This window comes from Streptomyces sp. NPDC033177, assembly GCF_055577715.1.
Window position 1 is genome coordinate 407,842 of the sequence record NZ_JBVIPS010000002.1, and the last position, 15,971, is coordinate 423,812.

The 15,971-nt window shown below is 70.3% G+C and carries 13 protein-coding genes; 8 read left to right on the plus strand and 5 right to left on the minus strand.

The window, feature by feature from the left end; genetic code table 11:
• Positions 1 to 22: 22 nt before the first annotated feature.
• The gene (locus ACZ5U5_RS07885) at positions 23 to 478 is read left to right on the plus strand and encodes an aggregation-promoting factor C-terminal-like domain-containing protein (protein ID WP_469019353.1); all 456 of its coding nucleotides are present in this window, start codon (positions 23 to 25) and stop codon (positions 476 to 478) included.
• Positions 479 to 563: 85 nt separating this feature from the next.
• Here the strand turns inward: ACZ5U5_RS07885 and ACZ5U5_RS07890 are convergent, their stop codons facing one another.
• The gene (locus ACZ5U5_RS07890; protein ID WP_363208462.1) at positions 564 to 1,733 is read right to left on the minus strand and encodes a steroid 3-ketoacyl-CoA thiolase; all 1,170 of its coding nucleotides are present in this window, start codon (positions 1,731 to 1,733) and stop codon (positions 564 to 566) included.
• Between the two features lie 295 nt (positions 1,734 to 2,028).
• On the opposite strand from ACZ5U5_RS07890, the gene ACZ5U5_RS07895 reads away from it, so the two are divergent.
• Together ACZ5U5_RS07895 and ACZ5U5_RS07900 are read left to right on the plus strand one after the other, a co-directional pair.
• Positions 2,029 to 3,273 (plus strand): cytochrome P450, encoded by a 1,245-nt coding sequence (locus ACZ5U5_RS07895; protein ID WP_469017819.1) that lies wholly within the window; start codon positions 2,029 to 2,031, stop codon positions 3,271 to 3,273.
• Between the two features lie 168 nt (positions 3,274 to 3,441).
• Entirely contained in the window at positions 3,442 to 5,064 is a 1,623-nt protein-coding gene (locus ACZ5U5_RS07900; protein WP_469017822.1) for a hypothetical protein, read from the plus strand.
• Here ACZ5U5_RS07900 and ACZ5U5_RS07905 read toward each other — a convergent pair.
• On the minus strand, positions 5,018 to 7,132 hold the full coding sequence (locus ACZ5U5_RS07905; protein WP_469017825.1) for a bifunctional glycosyltransferase 87/phosphatase PAP2 family protein: 2,115 nt from the start codon (positions 7,130 to 7,132) through the stop codon (positions 5,018 to 5,020). The genes ACZ5U5_RS07900 and ACZ5U5_RS07905 overlap by 47 nt on opposite strands.
• Positions 7,133 to 7,639: 507 nt before the next feature.
• Here ACZ5U5_RS07905 and proP point away from each other — a divergent pair.
• The gene (proP, locus tag ACZ5U5_RS07910) at positions 7,640 to 9,127 is read left to right on the plus strand and encodes a glycine betaine/L-proline transporter ProP (protein ID WP_469017828.1); all 1,488 of its coding nucleotides are present in this window, start codon (positions 7,640 to 7,642) and stop codon (positions 9,125 to 9,127) included.
• Between the two features lie 224 nt (positions 9,128 to 9,351).
• Here the strand turns inward: proP and ACZ5U5_RS07915 are convergent, their stop codons facing one another.
• Positions 9,352 to 10,515, minus strand: a complete 1,164-nt coding sequence (locus ACZ5U5_RS07915; protein WP_469017831.1) for a serpin family protein — start codon at positions 10,513 to 10,515, stop codon at positions 9,352 to 9,354.
• Positions 10,516 to 10,685: 170 nt separating this feature from the next.
• Between ACZ5U5_RS07915 and ACZ5U5_RS07920 the strand changes: the two genes are divergently transcribed.
• Positions 10,686 to 11,354 carry an O-methyltransferase gene (locus ACZ5U5_RS07920; RefSeq protein WP_469017833.1) on the plus strand — a complete coding sequence of 223 codons (669 nt, stop codon included), beginning with the start codon at positions 10,686 to 10,688 and terminating at the stop codon, positions 11,352 to 11,354.
• A 65-nt stretch (positions 11,355 to 11,419) separates the two neighbouring features.
• On the opposite strand, the gene ACZ5U5_RS07925 is transcribed toward ACZ5U5_RS07920, so the two are convergent.
• A complete protein-coding gene (locus ACZ5U5_RS07925; RefSeq protein ID WP_469017836.1) occupies positions 11,420 to 11,812 on the minus strand; it encodes an FHA domain-containing protein in 393 nt (130 codons plus the stop codon).
• Between the two features lie 317 nt (positions 11,813 to 12,129).
• Here ACZ5U5_RS07925 and ACZ5U5_RS07930 point away from each other — a divergent pair, with 317 nt between their 5' ends.
• The 3 genes from ACZ5U5_RS07930 to ACZ5U5_RS07940 all read left to right on the plus strand — a co-directional run bounded on the left by ACZ5U5_RS07930 (position 12,130) and on the right by ACZ5U5_RS07940 (position 13,787).
• Positions 12,130 to 12,456 carry an antibiotic biosynthesis monooxygenase family protein gene (locus ACZ5U5_RS07930; RefSeq protein WP_469017838.1) on the plus strand — a complete coding sequence of 109 codons (327 nt, stop codon included), beginning with the start codon at positions 12,130 to 12,132 and terminating at the stop codon, positions 12,454 to 12,456.
• Positions 12,457 to 12,531: 75 nt separating this feature from the next.
• Positions 12,532 to 13,170, plus strand: coding sequence for a LysE family translocator (locus ACZ5U5_RS07935; RefSeq protein WP_469017841.1), 639 nt, complete (start codon positions 12,532 to 12,534; stop codon positions 13,168 to 13,170).
• A gap of 74 nt (positions 13,171 to 13,244) precedes the next feature.
• On the plus strand, positions 13,245 to 13,787 hold the full coding sequence (locus tag ACZ5U5_RS07940; protein WP_469017843.1) for a GNAT family N-acetyltransferase: 543 nt from the start codon (positions 13,245 to 13,247) through the stop codon (positions 13,785 to 13,787).
• A 60-nt stretch (positions 13,788 to 13,847) separates the two neighbouring features.
• Here ACZ5U5_RS07940 and ACZ5U5_RS07945 read toward each other — a convergent pair whose 3' ends face one another.
• A complete protein-coding gene (locus ACZ5U5_RS07945) occupies positions 13,848 to 15,917 on the minus strand; it encodes a DHA2 family efflux MFS transporter permease subunit (RefSeq protein ID WP_469017845.1) in 2,070 nt (689 codons plus the stop codon).
• Positions 15,918 to 15,971: the final 54 nt, after the last annotated feature.

Here is a 15,971-nt window from a genome sequence, read left to right on the forward strand (position 1 = left end):
GTCCCCCACGGAAGGCCACGCTTTGTCCGCCACGCTCCTCCGCCGTATCGCCACCCCGAAGAAGGCCCTCACCGGTGCCGCCGTGGCCGTCGCCACGACCGGCATGGTGTTCAGCGCGGGCGCGGCCCAGGCCGCGACCCCCACGGCGGCGAAGGCCGCGGCTCCGGCCGCCGCTCCCGCCGCGGCGCCTTCCTCGGCCAAGGCGATCGCGAAGAAGATGATCCCGGACCCGGCCCAGTACAAGGCGTTCAGCAAGATCGTGGAGCACGAGAGCGGCTGGAACCCCAAGGCCACGAACGCCTCCTCCGGCGCCTACGGCCTGGTCCAGGCCCTGCCCGCCTCGAAGATGGCGTCGGCGGGCTCGGACTGGAAGTCCAACCCCGAGACCCAGATCAAGTGGGGCCTCGACTACATGAACGACCGCTACGGAAGTCCGGTCGGCGCCTGGAACCACTGGCAGGCCAACGGCTCGTACTGAGCCGTCAGGATCTCCTGAAACACACGAAGGCGGCCGCCCCTCTCGGGGGGTGGCCGCCTTCGTCACACCCATGCCAGGGACTCGCTCAGAGCCGCTGAATGATCGTCCCCGTAGCGACAGCGCCACCCGCGCACATCGTGATCAGCGCGAACTCCTTGTCCCGGCGCTCAAGCTCATGGAGGGCGGTGGTGATCAGCCGCGCCCCGGTCGCCCCGACCGGGTGGCCGATGGCGATCGCGCCCCCGTTCACGTTCACCTTCTCCAGGTCCTGCTCGAAGACCTGCGCCCAGCTCAGGACCACCGACGCGAACGCCTCGTTGATCTCCACGAGGTCGATGTCCTTCAGTGACATCCCCGCCTTGCCGAGCACCGCCCGCGTCGCGTCGATCGGACCGTCCAGGTGGAAGTGCGGATCGGCGCCCACCAGCGCCTGCGCCACGATCCGCGCGCGCGGCCTCAGCTTCAGGGCCCGCGCCATCCGCTTCGACGCCCACATGATCGCCGCCGCGCCGTCCGAGATCTGCGAGGAGTTGCCCGCGGTGTGCACGGCGGTCGGCATCACCGGCTTGAGCCGCTCAAGGCCCTCCATCGTGGTGTCCCGCAGCCCCTCGTCCCGGTCGACGAGGCGCCACATGCCCTGCCCCGCGGCCTGCTCCTCCTCCGTCGTCGGGACCTGGACGGCGAACGTCTCGCGTTTGAAGCGCTCCTCGGCCCAGGCGGTCGCCGCGCGCTCCTGCGAGATGAGGCCGAGCGAGTCGACGTTCTCCCTCGTCAGGCCGCGGTTGCGGGCGATCCGCTCGGCCGCCTCGAACTGGTTGGGCAGGTCGACGTTCCACTCCTCGGGGAACGGCTTGCCGGGGCCGTGCTTGGAGCCCGACCCGAGCGGCACCCGTGACATCGCCTCGACGCCGCAGCTGATGCCCACGTCGATGACACCGGCCGCGACCATGTTGGCGACCATGTGACTCGCCTGCTGCGACGAGCCGCACTGACAGTCCACCGTCGTCGCGGCGGTCTCGTACGGAAGGCCCATCGTGAGCCAGGCCGTGCGCGCCGGGTTCATGGACTGCTCCCCGGCGTGGGTGACCGTGCCGCCCACGATCTGCTCGACGCAGTCGGCGTGGATGCCCGTGCGACCGAGGAGCTCGCGGTAGGTCTCACCGAGCAGATAGGCGGGGTGGAGATTGGCGAGCGCGCCGCCGCGCTTACCTATGGGGGTGCGTACGGCTTCGACGATGACAGGTTCCGCGGCCATGGGCGTCCTCTCCATCCACATCCCGCGTGAGTGTCCCGGCACCCACGCGGAGAACTAGTACGCGTTCTAGTTCTGCAAGCAGTCTGCTGAGCGCGACCCCGGCACCGCAAGGGGCTTGCACGCACCTTGCGCAGGACGCGCACAGTGGGGCCTCCCCTGCTCTTTAGGAGCTTGGGGAAGCGACCCCGACGCGGGCCTTGCCACTTGTAGAACCCGTTACTACCTTGCGGGTCATCTCCTGATGGACCGTCAGGACAGCTACAGAGCTGCCAGAACTGAACTCCTGGAGTTGCCGATGCCCTGTCCAGCGCTGCCCGACGGGTTCGACTTCACCGACCCCGACCTGCTCCAAGAGCGCGTGCCCCACCCGGAGTTCGCCCAGCTGCGGCAGACCGAACCGGTGCGCTGGATCGCCCAGCCACCACGCATCTCGGGCTTCGACGACTCGGGCTACTGGGCCGTCACCCGGCACGCGGACGTCAAGTACGTGTCCACGCACCCGGAGTTGTTCTCCTCGAACCTCAACACCGCGGTCATCCGGTTCAACGAGACGATCAGCCGCGACCAGATCGAGGTCCAGAAGCTGATCATGCTGAACATGGACCCACCCGAGCACACCCGGGTCCGCCAGATCGTGCAGCGCGGCTTCACCCCCCGCGCCATCCGCTCCCTGGAGGACGCCCTGCGCGAGCGCGCGGGCTCCATCGTCGAGACGGCCCTGGCGAACGCCGCGGCCGACGGCTCCTTCGACTTCGTCACGAACGTCGCCGTGGAACTTCCCCTCCAGGCGATCGCCGAGCTCATCGGTGTGCCCCAGGACGACCGGACGAAGATCTTCGACTGGTCCAACAAGATGGCGGCCTACGACGACCCGGAGTACGCGATCACCGAGGAGGTCGGGGCCGAGGCGGCCATGGAGATCGTCTCGTACGCGATGAACCTCGCCGCCGCCCGCAAGGAGTGCCCGGCCAAGGACATCGTCAGCCAGCTGGTCGCCGCCGAGGACGAGGGCAACCTCTCGTCCGACGAGTTCGGCTTCTTCGTCATCCTGCTCGCGGTGGCCGGCAACGAGACCACCCGGAACGCCATCACCCACGGCATGCACGCCTTCCTCACCCATCCGGAGCAGTGGGAGCTCTTCAAGCGCGAGCGCCCGGAGACCACCGCCGAGGAGATCGTGCGCTGGGCCACCCCCGTCGTCTCCTTCCAGCGCACCGCGACCCAGGACACCGAGATCGGCGACGCGAAGATCAAGCAGGGCGACCGCGTCGGCATCTTCTACTCCTCGGCCAACAACGACCCCGAGGTCTTCGACGACCCGATGACGTTCGACATCACCCGCGACCCGAACCCACACCTCGGATTCGGCGGCGGAGGCCCGCACTTCTGCCTCGGCAAGTCGCTCGCGGTCCTGGAGATCAACCTCATCTTCAACGCGATCGCGGACGCGCTGCCCGACCTGCGCCTGGTCTCCGACCCCCGCAGGCTCCGCTCGGCCTGGCTGAACGGCGTCAAGGAACTGCAGGTCAGCACCGGCTGACCTGCCGCCGGGGAGGCAGAGGCAACTCCACCCACGCCCTGCCCCTGCCTCCTCGGACCTACCCGGGCCTCCCCCGGATCTTTTCCGCCGAAGCCAACGTTTCCATTGCGTGCCGCGTCTTGAGAAGTGAACCTTGCCTCTCCAAGACTTCGAACGGAAACGGTCGCCGTGGTCTCCGCAGGTCTCTCCGTCGCGCCGTCGGGCAGCACACCCAATGAGCGGAAGACCTCCCTCCGCGCCTTCTGCCGACGCCACCGGATCCCGCTCGTCGCCACGCTGCCCACACTGCCGCTGTACGCGGTGTGGGCGGCGTTCCTCGCCACCGGCGGCGGCGACCTGGCGGCGCAGTACGCCTGGGCGCGGTTCGCGTCGGAGCACGGGGCCGCCGCGTACGGCCTGTTCTGGTACGGCGGCATGCACACCGCCAACTACAGCCTGATCTCGCCCTACTTGATGGCCGCCGTGGGCGTGAAGACCGTGACGGTGGCGTCGGGTGTCGCCGGCGCCTGGCTGGTCGCCGCGCTCGTGGAACGCACCGGGATACGGCGCCCGCTGTGGCCCGCGGTGCTCGCCTCGCTCGCGGTGTGGTGCAACGTCGCGTCCGGGCGCACGACGTTCGCGCTCGGCATCGCCTTCGGGTTCGCGGCATGCCTGGTGCTCGTGCGCGAGCGGCGCGTGGTGCCGGCCGTGGTGTGCGCGGCGCTCGCCACCATGTCCAGCCCGGTGGCGGGACTCTTCCTCGTGGTGGCGGGCGCCGCCTACTTCCTCGTACGTGACTGGGGGCGGGCCGCGGCGCTGATGGTGCCGCCGGTGCTGGTCGTGGGGGTGACCACCGCGCTCTTCCCCTTCTCCGGCGAGCACTTGATGCCGTTCGACCGGATCTTCCCGCCCGTGCTCTTCAGCCTCGCACTCATCGTGGCGGCTCCGCGCGAGTGGCGCGTGCTGCGGTGGGGGGCCGCGGTGTACGCGGCCGGGACGGTCCTGACCTACCTCATCCCGTCCCCGATCGGCACGAACGTGGAACGTCTGGCCGAGCTGCTGGCGCCCGCCGTACTGCTCGGCGCGCTCCTGATGCCCGCCCTGACCCGCGCGCGCCGCATCGTGCTCACGGTCGCGCTCGTCCTCTCCTCGGCCTGGGTCGGGCAGAAGACCGCGGACGATCTGACGGTGTCGACGGCCGTGCCGAAGTGGGCCGCCGACACCGAGGGCGTGGTGCGGGAGCTGGAGCGGCTCGGCGCCGACCGGGGCCGCGTGGAGGTGGTCCCGGCCCGCAATCACCGCGAGGCCACGGCGCTGGCGCCGTACGTGAACATGGCGCGCGGCTGGAACCGGCAGCTCGACATCGAGCGCGGGCGCCTCTTCTACGACGGGTCGTTCTCGGCCGGCACCTACCGGGCGTGGCTGGACAAGTGGGCGGTCGGCTATGTGGTGTTGCCGTCGGGCAAGCCGGACGGGTTCGCCGAGGACGAGGCGGCCCTGGTCGCCAGTGGCCCCAAGTGGCTGGAACCGGTGTGGCGGGACGCGCACTGGCGGGTGTTCCGGGTGAAGGACGCGGTGCCGATGGTGTCGAAACCGGCGACCGTCGTGAAGTCCACCGGATCGGCCATGGTGGTGCGCGTCCCCACGCGTGAGCCGGTGACGCTGCGCCTGGTGTACTCGCGGTGGCTCCGGGCGGAGGGAGCCTGCTTGCAACGGCAGGGCGACTTCACCCGGCTCACGGTGTCGGCACCGGGCACGTACAAGATCAGCTCGGGGTACGGTCCTTCGCCGAGTCCTTCGTCATGTCGATGACCGGCTCCGCACTCGTGACCGGCTCCGCACCCGTGTCCGGTTTCGCGCCCGTGACCGGCTCCGCCCCCGTCGCCACCTGCAAGTTCCTGCCCACCCGGGGTCCGGCCAAGAGGTAGCCGATGCCGAAGCCCGCGCCGACGACGGCCGCGCCGCCCACCGCGTCCAGGACCCAGTGATTGCCGGTGGCGACGATCGCGGCGACCGTGCACAGCGGATGCAGCAGGCCGAGCGCCTTCATCCACCACTTCGGCGCGAGGATCACGATCACCACGCCACACCACAGCGACCAGCCGAAGTGCAGCGAGGGCATCGCCGCGTACTGGTTGGTGAGCGCCGTCAGCGTGCCGTAGTCGGGCTGGGTGAAGTCCTGCACGCCGTGGACGGTGTCGATGAAACCGAGCTCGGGCATCAGGCGCGGCGGGGCCAGCGGGTAGAGCCAGAACCCGACGAGCGCGAGGACGGTCGCGAAGCCGAGCGCGGTGCGTGCCCAGCGGTAGTCGGCGGGACGCCGGACGTAGAGCACGCCGAGGACGGTCAGCGGCACCACGAAGTGGAACGAGGTGTAGTAGAAGTTGAAGAACTCCTCGAGCCAACTGACCTTCACCACCGCGTGGTTGACCCAGTGCTCGATGTCGATGCGCAGGAACTGCTCGATCGCGTGGATCTGCTCGCCGTGGTGTTCGGCGGTGGCCCGTCCGCCCGAGTTGGTGCCGCCCGTCGCGGCGAGCCGTGCCTGCTGGTAGGCGGAGTAGCCGACGCGGATCAGGAGCAGTTCGAGCAGGAGGTTCGGCCGGGTGGTGACCCGCCGCCAGAACGGGAGCAGCGGCACCCAGCTCCAGCGCGCGGGCGCGGGCCTGGCGTAGTCGGTGGGGATGGGCACCTGATACCGCGGGTCCGTGCGGGACAGGAACGGCACCACCGTGGCGGCGGCGAGCGCGGCGATCAGGACGACGTTGTCGCGGATGGGCTCCACGACCGGCATGTTCGGCAGCATCATCTTCGCCGGCAGCGTCGAGACGAGGACGACGGCGACGGGCCACATGTACCGGTCGGACTGCTTCTTGCCGGCCCGACCCGCCACCGCGAGCAGCACCCACAGGAGCTGGTGCTGCCAGGTCGTCGGGGACACGGCGACGGCGACGCAGCCGGTGATCGCGACGGCGAGCAGCAGCTGCCCGTCCTTGGCGTAGCGCACGGCCCGGCGCACGCCGAACCAGACGACGGCCGCGCCCAGGACCACGTAGAGCCCGATCTCCAGCGGCCCTTCGAGGCCGAACCGGAGCAGGGCGCCGTGCAGCGACTGGTTGGCGAGTCCGGCCGGGCTCGCGCCGAGACCCGCTCCCGCGAGGTGGTGTATCCAGTACGTCCACGAGTCGTGCGGCATCGCGGCCCAGGCGAGCGCGGTGATGGCGAGGAAGGTGGCGCCGGTGGACGCGGTGGCCCGCCTGCGCCCGGTGAACCAGAAGAGGGCGGCGAAGAGCAGCAGCGTGGGCTGGAGCGCGGCCCCGATGCCGATGAGGACGCCGCCGGCGCGTTCCCCGCGGACCGCGAAGCACCCGAGCAGGACGAGGAGCACGGGGAAGATGCTGGTCTGGCCCAGATACAGGGTGTTGCGCACCGGGAGCGACAGCATCAGGAGACAGATCGCGACGGGCGCGGCGAGCAGCGAGGTGCGTCGGGACACGGGCTGCGGCAGGGCGCGGGCGGCGACCAGGCCGAGGATCACGACCAGGATCAGCGTGCCGAACGTCCAGCCCCAGCCGAGCGCCTGCTCGGCCGCGCGGGAGAACGGTTTGAGCACGAGTCCCGCGAAGGGGGTGCCGGTGAACTTGTCCGCGTCGTAGAAGGAGCCGTTCACATGCAGGACGCCGTCCGGGCCGATCCAGGTCTCCAGATCGATGAACCGCTCGCCTTTCGGCGTACGCAGGACGACGGCCGCCTGTCGTACCGCGAGTACTGCAGCGATCAGCCAGAGGGCGACACGGACCGCCCCGATCCGCGTCGTCGGCGCACCGGGTCCCCCCGTCCCAAAGGCATTTCCCGGTCCTCCGTGCTCGACATTCGCCACGCCCCGTCGGCCCTCCCGCCCGCTCGTCGTCTCTGCTCGGTCCCAACGTCCGGCTGGTCCCGAGAGTTCTCCGTCGGCCCCGAGATGTGCGGTCGGACCCGATGGGCTCGCGCCCTCTGGTGAGACGCGAGACACCCCCATTTCACCTGGCAGCCACACCGCTTTCTACCGGCTTTTGCGCAGACTTCCTAACCAGCCCTTTTGTCCGGTTGGCGACCGGACCTTTACAGGCCGTCCACCCCATATCCATATCCATGCCCATGGAACGACGCTGCGGCCCTCGGCGGGCGGTTCCTTGCACGAGACGCGACATAGATCACAAGAACGGTTTCTCGCCACCGCCGAAAGCGGAACCATTCGCCCTGGATAGCGGCACATTCCGGACAGTGCGCGGTTGACCGGGCACCGAACGTAATGGTGCCGTCTACACCTATGGTCGCCTGCGGGCCGCCCCTTCACCGGGCGGCTCTGTCCTTGTCGTCAACCGAGAGGCAGGCGAGCGAACCCTTGCCGGCAGCCGGACCCGTCGCACCCGTATCCCCGCAGACCTCTCAGACCTCTGGGACCTCTCGGACGCAGGCCCCTCCGTCCGCGCCCTCCCCGTCGGACGCCCGGCCGGATGTCACGGTCGTCGACCCGGCGCTGGTCAAGCGGGCAGTGAAGGCGGCGGCGCTCGGCAACGCGATGGAGTGGTTCGACTTCGGCGTCTACAGCTACATCGCCGTGACGCTCGGCAAGGTCTTCTTCCCCTCGGGCAACCCCACGGCCCAACTGCTCTCCACCTTCGGCGCCTTCGCCGCGGCGTTCCTGATCCGCCCGCTGGGCGGCATGGTCTTCGGCCCGCTCGGTGACCGCATCGGCCGCCAGAAGATCCTCGCCCTCACCATGATCATGATGGCGGCGGGCACGTTCGCGATCGGCCTGATCCCGTCGTACGCGACGATCGGCGTGGGCGCCCCGATCCTTCTGCTGCTTGCCCGCCTGGTGCAGGGCTTCTCGACGGGCGGCGAGTACGCGGGTGCGTCCACCTTCATCGCCGAGTACGCCCCCGACAAGAAGCGGGGCTTCCTCGGCAGCTGGCTGGAGTTCGGCACCCTCGCGGGCTACATCGGCGGCGCGGGCCTGGTGACGCTGATGACGGCCCTCCTCTCCACGGAGGACCTCCTCTCCTGGGGCTGGCGCATCCCGTTCCTGATCGCGGGCCCGATGGGTCTGATCGGCCTGTACCTGCGGATGAAGCTGGAGGAGACCCCGGCGTTCGCCGCGGAACTCACCAAGGCGCACAAGGACGAGCAGTCCCGCCCGAAGGTGCGCCTGCGCGACATGGTCACGGGCCAGTGGAAGGCGCTGCTCCTGTGCATGGGCCTGGTCCTGGTCTTCAACGTCACGGACTACATGCTGCTCTCGTACATGCCGAGCTATCTGACGAGCGAGCTGAAGTACGACGAGACGCACGGGCTCCTTGTCGTGCTCGCGGTGATGGCGCTGATGATGTGCGTCCAGCCGTTCGCGGGCGCGCTGACCGACCGGGTGGGCCGCCGCCCGGTGATCGCGGCAGGCTGCGTGGGCTTCCTGCTCCTGTCCGTTCCCGCCCTGCTCCTGATCCGCCAGGGCTCGCTGTGGGCGATCGGCCTCGGCATGGCGGCACTCGGCCTGCTCCTGGTCTGTTTCACGGCGTCAATGCCGTCAACGCTCCCCGCCCTCTTCCCGACCAAGGTCCGCTACGGCTCGCTCTCCATCGGCTTCAACATCTCCGTCTCGATCTTCGGAGGCACGACCCCGCTGGTGGTGACGGCACTGATCGGAGCCACGGGGAACATGATGATGCCCGCGTACTACATGATGGCGGCGGCCGTGGTGGGCGGCATCGCGGTCTGGTTCACGACGGAAAGCGCGGGCCGCCCGCTGCCGGGGTCACGCCCGGCGGTGGAGGGGGGCTCGGCGGATTCGTCGTCCGGGGCGAAAGCCGGACCTCCCAGCCCGTCCGGCGTTTGAGGCCCGCCCCTCCCAGCCCGTCCGGCGCTTGAGGCCCGCCCCTCCCAGCCCGTCCGGCGTTTGAGGACGAACTCGGCGGAGCCGGTGACCGACGGCACGCAAGGCCACGCGGCCAGCAAAGGCCCCCGCGCCAGAGCGGGTTTTCGGGAAGGGGCGGGGTTGGGGAAAAGCCCCGCAGGGACCGCCCCGCCCAGGACCCCACCGCCTACCCCCGGCACACCCGCCTACCCCGGCACACCCGCCTGCCACCCCACAAACAACGGCACCTCCCCCACCCCATCCAGCACCACAACCCCAAACGGCCGGTTAAAGGCGATCCACTCGATCCGTCGAGGGACATAAGCCCCGCCGGCAGCCACCGGCACAGCCGTAACCGCCGCCGCCTCCACCCCCTCCTCCGCAACCCGCACCACAGCCTCCTGCACCACCTGCGATATCGCGAGCCTCTCCGGCGACATCCCGGAGAAGTCGGCCCCCTCACCCATCGCCCACCGCACCCCAAGCGCAGCCAACTGCTCCGTGGCATCGACCCGCGTCCGCAAGGACATCCGCGGCAGCGCCATATTGATCTGCTCGGCGTCGATCCCCGTCCACCGCCCCTCCGGCGCCCACGCCAGCGGCAGCACCTCGGCGGCCCCGGCTCCCGGCTCACCGAGCACGAACCGCACCCGGGCAGGCGCCCGCCCACCCTCCGCCCGGCACTTCAGCTCGACGACACTCGCACCGCCCACAGTCCAGGCGGAGTTCAGCGGAACGGGCCGATGCATCGTGGGCACCCGGTGCCGTACGCCGAGGGAGTCCGTGAAGTCCTGGTCGCGCGTACCCGCCCCGTCGAAGGGGATCTCCCAACGCGCCCGCAGCGCAAGCACGTTGACGAGAAGCAGCAGCACATCCGGAGTGATCACCACCGGCAGCCGCTCGATCAGCCCGCCGGTGGCCTCCCGCACCCAAGCGTCAACACCGCCCGCATCCATCGGCCCGAACCCCACATCCGGCAACGCCTCCCGATAGGCGCGGTACACCGGACCCCGGCTCCACACCCGCGTGGCGACGGCCACCGCATCCGTACCGGCCAACGCCCGCGCGGCAGCCGTGACCACTACGGCAGCCTCTTCGCCCGCGACGCCGAGCAACTCCCGCAGCTCCGCGGCGGTTTCCTCCCGCGCGCCCACGGCGGCGGCGGCCAGCGCGAGCCACAACCCCGCGGGCGAACACACGAAGTCCCCCGCACCGGCCCCCTCACTGTGCCTCGCCCCGCTCCCCGACCCCGGCGAAGCCATCAGCGGCAACCACCGACCGGCGAGCCCCTGGATGGCAGCCGCGGGCAATCCCTGCCCAGCTCCGACGCCCACCCCAGTTCCCGCCCCGACCCCGTCCCCGTACGTCATCGCAACCCCCCGTAACCCACAGCCCAAGGCCCCATTCCTCGGCCCTCGACCCTCGCAACGCCACCACAACCCATCGACCCCAGTATGCGAGTCCCCACTGACAATCGACCCCACCCCCACTAACATCGTTAGCGAACCTAACGAGTGCCGATTGCTCCGGAAAGGACCCCATGCCCCAGCAGCAATGGACCGCGGTGGACACCTACTTCACCGATCTGCTCGCCCCCGCCGACGAGGCGCTGGCCGCGGCCCTGCACGACAGCGACGCCGCCGGACTGCCGCAGATCAGCGTCGCGCCGAACCAGGGCAAGCTGCTCCAGCTCCTCGCCCAGATCCAGGGCGCGCACCGCATTCTCGAGATCGGCACGCTCGGCGGCTACAGCACCATCTGGCTGGCCCACGCCCTGCCCGCGGACGGCCACCTGATCACCCTGGAGTACTCCCCGGTCCACGCCGACGTGGCCCGAGGCAACCTCGCCCGAGCCGGCCTCGACAAGCTCACCGAGGTCCGGGTGGGCCCGGCACTCGACTCGCTGGCAGCGCTCGTAAGCGAGGAGGCGCCCCCCTTCGACCTGGTCTTCATCGACGCGGACAAGGCCAACAACCCCCACTACGTGGAGTGGTCGCTCAAGCTCACCCGCCCCGGCAGCCTCATCATCGTCGACAACGTCGTACGGAGCGGCGCGGTGGTCGACGCGGACAGCGCCGACCCCGGCGTGCAGGGCACACGCGAGGCGCTGCAACTCATCGCCGACCACCCGAAGTTGACTGGGACGGCCTTGCAGACGGTGGGAACGAAGGGCTACGACGGCCTGGCCCTGGCCCGAGTACTGGACTGAGCCGCACCAGGCCACCCAGAAGCCCCACCCACCAACCAACCAGCCCACGAACCCGCCAACCAGCCTCAACCCTCCAAATAAAACCCGACATGCACGCTGCGAGGCCCAGCCCGGTCCTGGATGACGACATCACCGGACCCGCCCCTGGGCAGCGGAGCCGTCCCCCCGTACTCAAGGGGCGCCGGCGCCCCGCCCACACTGAGCCGCACCTCCGAGGCGGGCTCGGGATGCGACCCGCGCACCCACGTCACGGTCCAGGCGCCGTCGGGCCCGCAGCGGAACTCCAGGTGCGTACGCGAGACGAACAGCCAGTCATCCGGCGGCACAAGACGGCACACGCCACGATCGCGCCCCACCCGCAGCACGGAACCCGGCGCGCTCGGGGCGTCAGCCATGAGCATGCCCGCGGTCGCCCCCTCGTCCGCCCCGGCCAACGAGGCCATGGTCAGCTCCAGCACGTACGCTCCCCCAGCTCTCGGCGTCCAGAAAGCGCGACGGCCACACACGCCCCCGCGCCGCCGCATCCTATGGCGCACCTCACGTGACCACACGGCCGCCTGGAACAATGGCCGCACGACTGAATGCAAACCACCTGGCCGCGGCGCCGACGCCCCCTCCGAACAAGCCGCCCGAGGCAGCACAAACCTGGCGCGACCGCCACCCGGACAGGGGTTAGGGCGCGCCCGGACAGGGGTTAGGGCGCACCCGGACAGGGGCCGGGACGACATGCCCGGCCGGGCGTCGCGACTGATGGCGCCTGCGGCAGGATGGCCCCATGAGTATCGTCAAGATCAACGTGCTGACCGTTCCCGCCGAGCAGCGGGAAGTCCTGGAGAAGCGCTTCGCGTCCCGTGCCGGCGCCGTCGAGAACTCGGACGGCTTCGAGTGGTTCGAGCTTCTCCGCCCCATCGAGGGCACTGATGACTACCTGGTGTACACGCGCTGGCGTGACGAGGAGTCCTTCCAGGCGTGGATGGAGGGCCCGATGAAGGCCGCGCACCAGGGCGGCGCCGCGGGCGGCGGCGACCGGCCCAAGCCCGCGTCGAGCAGTGCCGCCGTGTGGTCCTTCGAGGTCGTGCAGCAGGCCGCCCCCAAGGGCTAGGGCCTGGCAGCCGCTCGGCGGGACGGAGCGGAAAAGCGATACCGGGGCTCGGCGGGCCTGTGGTGCCATGGGCCCATGATGTCCTCCGATCGGATACTCGCCTTCGCGGCCATGTCGTTTCTGCTCATCGTGATTCCCGGGCCCAGCGTCCTGTTCGTGATCGGGCGGGCGCTGGCGCAGGGGCGCCGGGCCGCGCTGACCACGGTGGTGGGGAACACGATCGGGGCCTATGTGCTCGTCGTGGCCGTGGCTCTTGGGGTCGGCACCGTCGTCGAGCGCTCGGTCGTCGTGTTCACGGCGCTGAAGCTGCTGGGCGCCGCCTATCTGATCTATCTGGGGGTCAAGGCAGTGCGCCAACGCGGCGCGCTGCACGCCGCGTTCACCGGTGATGCCCCGGCCCGCAGTGGTCTGCGTACCTTGTGGGAAGGGTTCGCCGTCGGGGTGGCCAACCCCAAGACCATCGTCTTCTTCGCCGCCGTGCTGCCGCAGTTCGTCGACCGCGAGCAAGGGCACGTCATGCTGCAGATGCTGGTGCTCGGCCTCGTCTTCAACGCCATCGCCGTGGCCTGCGACAGCGTGTGGGGACTGGCCGCGGCCACCGCCCGCGGCTGGTTCGCGCACTCGCCGCGGCGCCTCTCGACCGTCGGCGGCGTCGGCGGGCTCACCATGATCGGGCTCGGCGTCAGCATCGCTGCCACCGGGCGCAAGGACTGACCACCCCGGCAGCAAGGCCGCGCCGCCACTAATTCGCTTGCGGGGCAAGGCAGTTGCTTCCCGAGAATGACCCCATGACCACGACCCGCATCGCGAACGGCACCTCGGACACCGTCTCCTGGACCGTCACCCCCGAAGCCGTCGACTCCCCCGTCGCCGCCGCCCTCTGGCGCGCGTACTACACCGAGGTGAGCGACCGGTACTACCTCCTCCACGAGGGGCGCCGGACCGACCCCGGAGAGCTGGAGCGCGAGGTCGCGGCGGAGACGGGCGGCGACCTGCGCCCGCCCACCGGCGTCCTCCTGGTCGCCCGGTACGGGGGCGAGCCCGCGGGTACCGCCGGGGTGCGGCTCGCGGACGACCTCCCCGGTCCTCCTGCCGCCGAGCTCAAACGCGTCTTCGTACGCGAGGACATGCGCGGCAAGGGCGGCGCCGCGCTCCTCCTCGCCGCCGCCGAGGACGCCGCCCGCGCGCTGGGCGCCGAGCGCGTCGTCCTCGACACCCGCCTCGACCTCGTCGAGGCCAGAGCGCTCTATGCCCGGCACGGCTACGAGGAGAGCGAGCCGCTCACCGAGCGGATGTACGCCGAGTGCTGGTACGCGAAGAAACTGACCTGAACTGGCGAACCAGCCTGGCCTGACCCCCACAAAGGCGCGAGAGCGAGGTGGCGGCGCCGCTCAGGCCGCCACCCCGCGCTGTGGCGGCCTGCCGTTGTGCGGCTGTTCCGCGTCGGAGCCGCACATCTCGGCGCCGAGTTCCTCGACGAGCTTGACCAGGTCGGTGGGCCGGTCGGGCCCCCACCAGTCACCAAGGAGCTCGGCCAGGGACTCCTCGCGGGCCCTGGCGAGCTTGGCGACCGCGGCCCGGCCCTCGTCGGTCAGCGTCAGGCCCATGCCCTGGCGCCGGGCGAGCCTGCGCTCCTCGACCTGGCGGGACGCCGCCGTGATCACGGACAGGGGCACGGTGGTGCTGTCGGCGAGCCTCGCCGGTTCGACGTGCCCGTGGCGGCTGATCCGCAGCAGGAGCCAGCTGGCGGCGGGCAGCAGGTCGTAGCCCGCGCGCTCGGTGATGCGTACGTAGATCTCGCGGCGGCCCTCCCGCGTGCCGAGCACGGAGAGCGCCCGCGCCACCTCGTCGTACGACGAACGCTCGACGGGATTGCTGGCGAGCGTCTGCGTCTGGTCCGGCGCCATGACCGAGCCCCGCAGTTTGTCCTCGCGCAGGAACCAGGCCAGGACGAAGGCGACCAGGGCCACCGGCGCCGCGTACAGGAAGACATCCGTGATGGATGAGGCGTACGCGTGGACCACGCCGGGCCGCACCGCCGCCGGGAGTTCGGCGATGCCGCGCGGGTCCGCCTTGAGGGAGTCCGCACTGACGCCGGGCGGCAACTGCTGCCCCGCCACGGCGTCGTTGAGCTTGGTGACGAGCCGGTTGGCGAAGATCGTGCCGAAGATCGCGACGCCGAACGAGGCTCCGATGGAACGGAAGAACGTCGCGCCGGACGTGGCGACGCCCAGATCCCCGTACGGGACCGCGTTCTGCACGATCAGCACCAGGACCTGCATGACCAGGCCGAGCCCGAAGCCGAAGACGAAGAAGTAGGCGCTCATCTCGCCCGTGCCGCTGTTCTCGTTCAGCTGGTGGAGGAGGAGCAGTCCGAGCGCCGTGATCCCGGTGCCCGCGACGGGGAACACCTTCCAGCGGCCCGTACGGCTGACGATCTGGCCGGACGCGGTCGACGAGATCAGCATGCCGATCACCATCGGCAGCATGTGCACGCCCGACATCGTGGGCGAGACACCCTGGACCACCTGCAAGAACGTCGGCAGGTACGTCATCGCGCCGAACATCGCGAAGCCGACCACGAAACTGATGATCGCGGAGAGCGTGAACGTCCTGACCCGGAACAGTTTCATCGGGATGACCGGTTCGGCCGCCCTGCGCTCGATGGCCACGAACGCGGCGGCGAGCACGACGCCGAGCACGGCGAGGACGATGATCTGCGGCGAGCCCCAGCCCCAGGTGGTGCCGCCGAGCGAGGCGACGAGGACGAGGCAGGTGGCGACGGCCGCGATCAGGAAGGTGCCGAGGTAGTCGATGACGTGCTTCGTCGAGCGCACCGGGATGTGCAGGGCCGCTGCGATGACGACGAGCGCGACGACACCGATCGGCAGGTTGATGTAGAAGACCCAGCGCCAGCTGAGATGCTCGGTGAAGAGGCCGCCGAGCAGCGGCCCGAGGACGCTCGTCGCGCCGAAGACGGCACCGAACAGGCCCTGGTACTTGCCTCGTTCGCGCGGCGAGACGATGTCACCGACGATCGCCATCGACAGGACCATCAGTCCGCCGCCGCCGATTCCCTGGAGCGCGCGGAAGCCGATGAGCTGCGGCATGTTCTGCGCCATGCCGCAGAGCGCGGAGCTGACCAGGAAGATCACGATGGCCAGCTGGAACAGCTTCTTGCGGCCGTACTGGTCGCCGAGCTTGCCCCAGAGCGGCGTCGCGGCCGTCGCGGCGAGCAGATACGCGGTGACGACCCACGAGAGGTGCTCCATGCCGCCGAGCTCGCTGACGATGGTGGGCAGCGCGGTCGAGACGATGGTCTGGTCGAGGGCGGCGAGCAGCATGCCGAGCAGCAGCGCACCGATGGAGACCAGTACGCCGCCGTGCGCGTGCTCGTCCGGTGGCCCGGGGACGGGATCTGGCTCCGGCCCCACGGGGCGGGCGCTGACGTCCTGCGTCATGGACACCTCCTGAAAACTCCCGCGTGTCCTGCGAGGGCTCTCCCTCTCCATCCT

Excerpts from the sequence above, each read along its gene's own strand:
- ACZ5U5_RS07890 (WP_363208462.1), bottom strand. The coding sequence starts at position 1,733 with ATGGCCGCGGAACCTGTCATCGTCGAAGCCGTACGCACCCCCATAGGT.
- ACZ5U5_RS07895 (WP_469017819.1), top strand. The coding sequence starts at position 2,029 with ATGCCCTGTCCAGCGCTGCCCGACGGGTTCGACTTCACCGACCCCGAC.
- ACZ5U5_RS07915 (WP_469017831.1), bottom strand. The coding sequence starts at position 10,515 with ATGACGTACGGGGACGGGGTCGGGGCGGGAACTGGGGTGGGCGTCGGA.
- ACZ5U5_RS07920 (WP_469017833.1), top strand. The coding sequence starts at position 10,686 with ATGCCCCAGCAGCAATGGACCGCGGTGGACACCTACTTCACCGATCTG.
- ACZ5U5_RS07930 (WP_469017838.1), top strand. The coding sequence starts at position 12,130 with ATGAGTATCGTCAAGATCAACGTGCTGACCGTTCCCGCCGAGCAGCGG.
- ACZ5U5_RS07935 (WP_469017841.1), top strand. The coding sequence starts at position 12,532 with ATGATGTCCTCCGATCGGATACTCGCCTTCGCGGCCATGTCGTTTCTG.
- ACZ5U5_RS07940 (WP_469017843.1), top strand. The coding sequence starts at position 13,245 with ATGACCACGACCCGCATCGCGAACGGCACCTCGGACACCGTCTCCTGG.
- ACZ5U5_RS07945 (WP_469017845.1), bottom strand. The coding sequence starts at position 15,917 with ATGACGCAGGACGTCAGCGCCCGCCCCGTGGGGCCGGAGCCAGATCCC.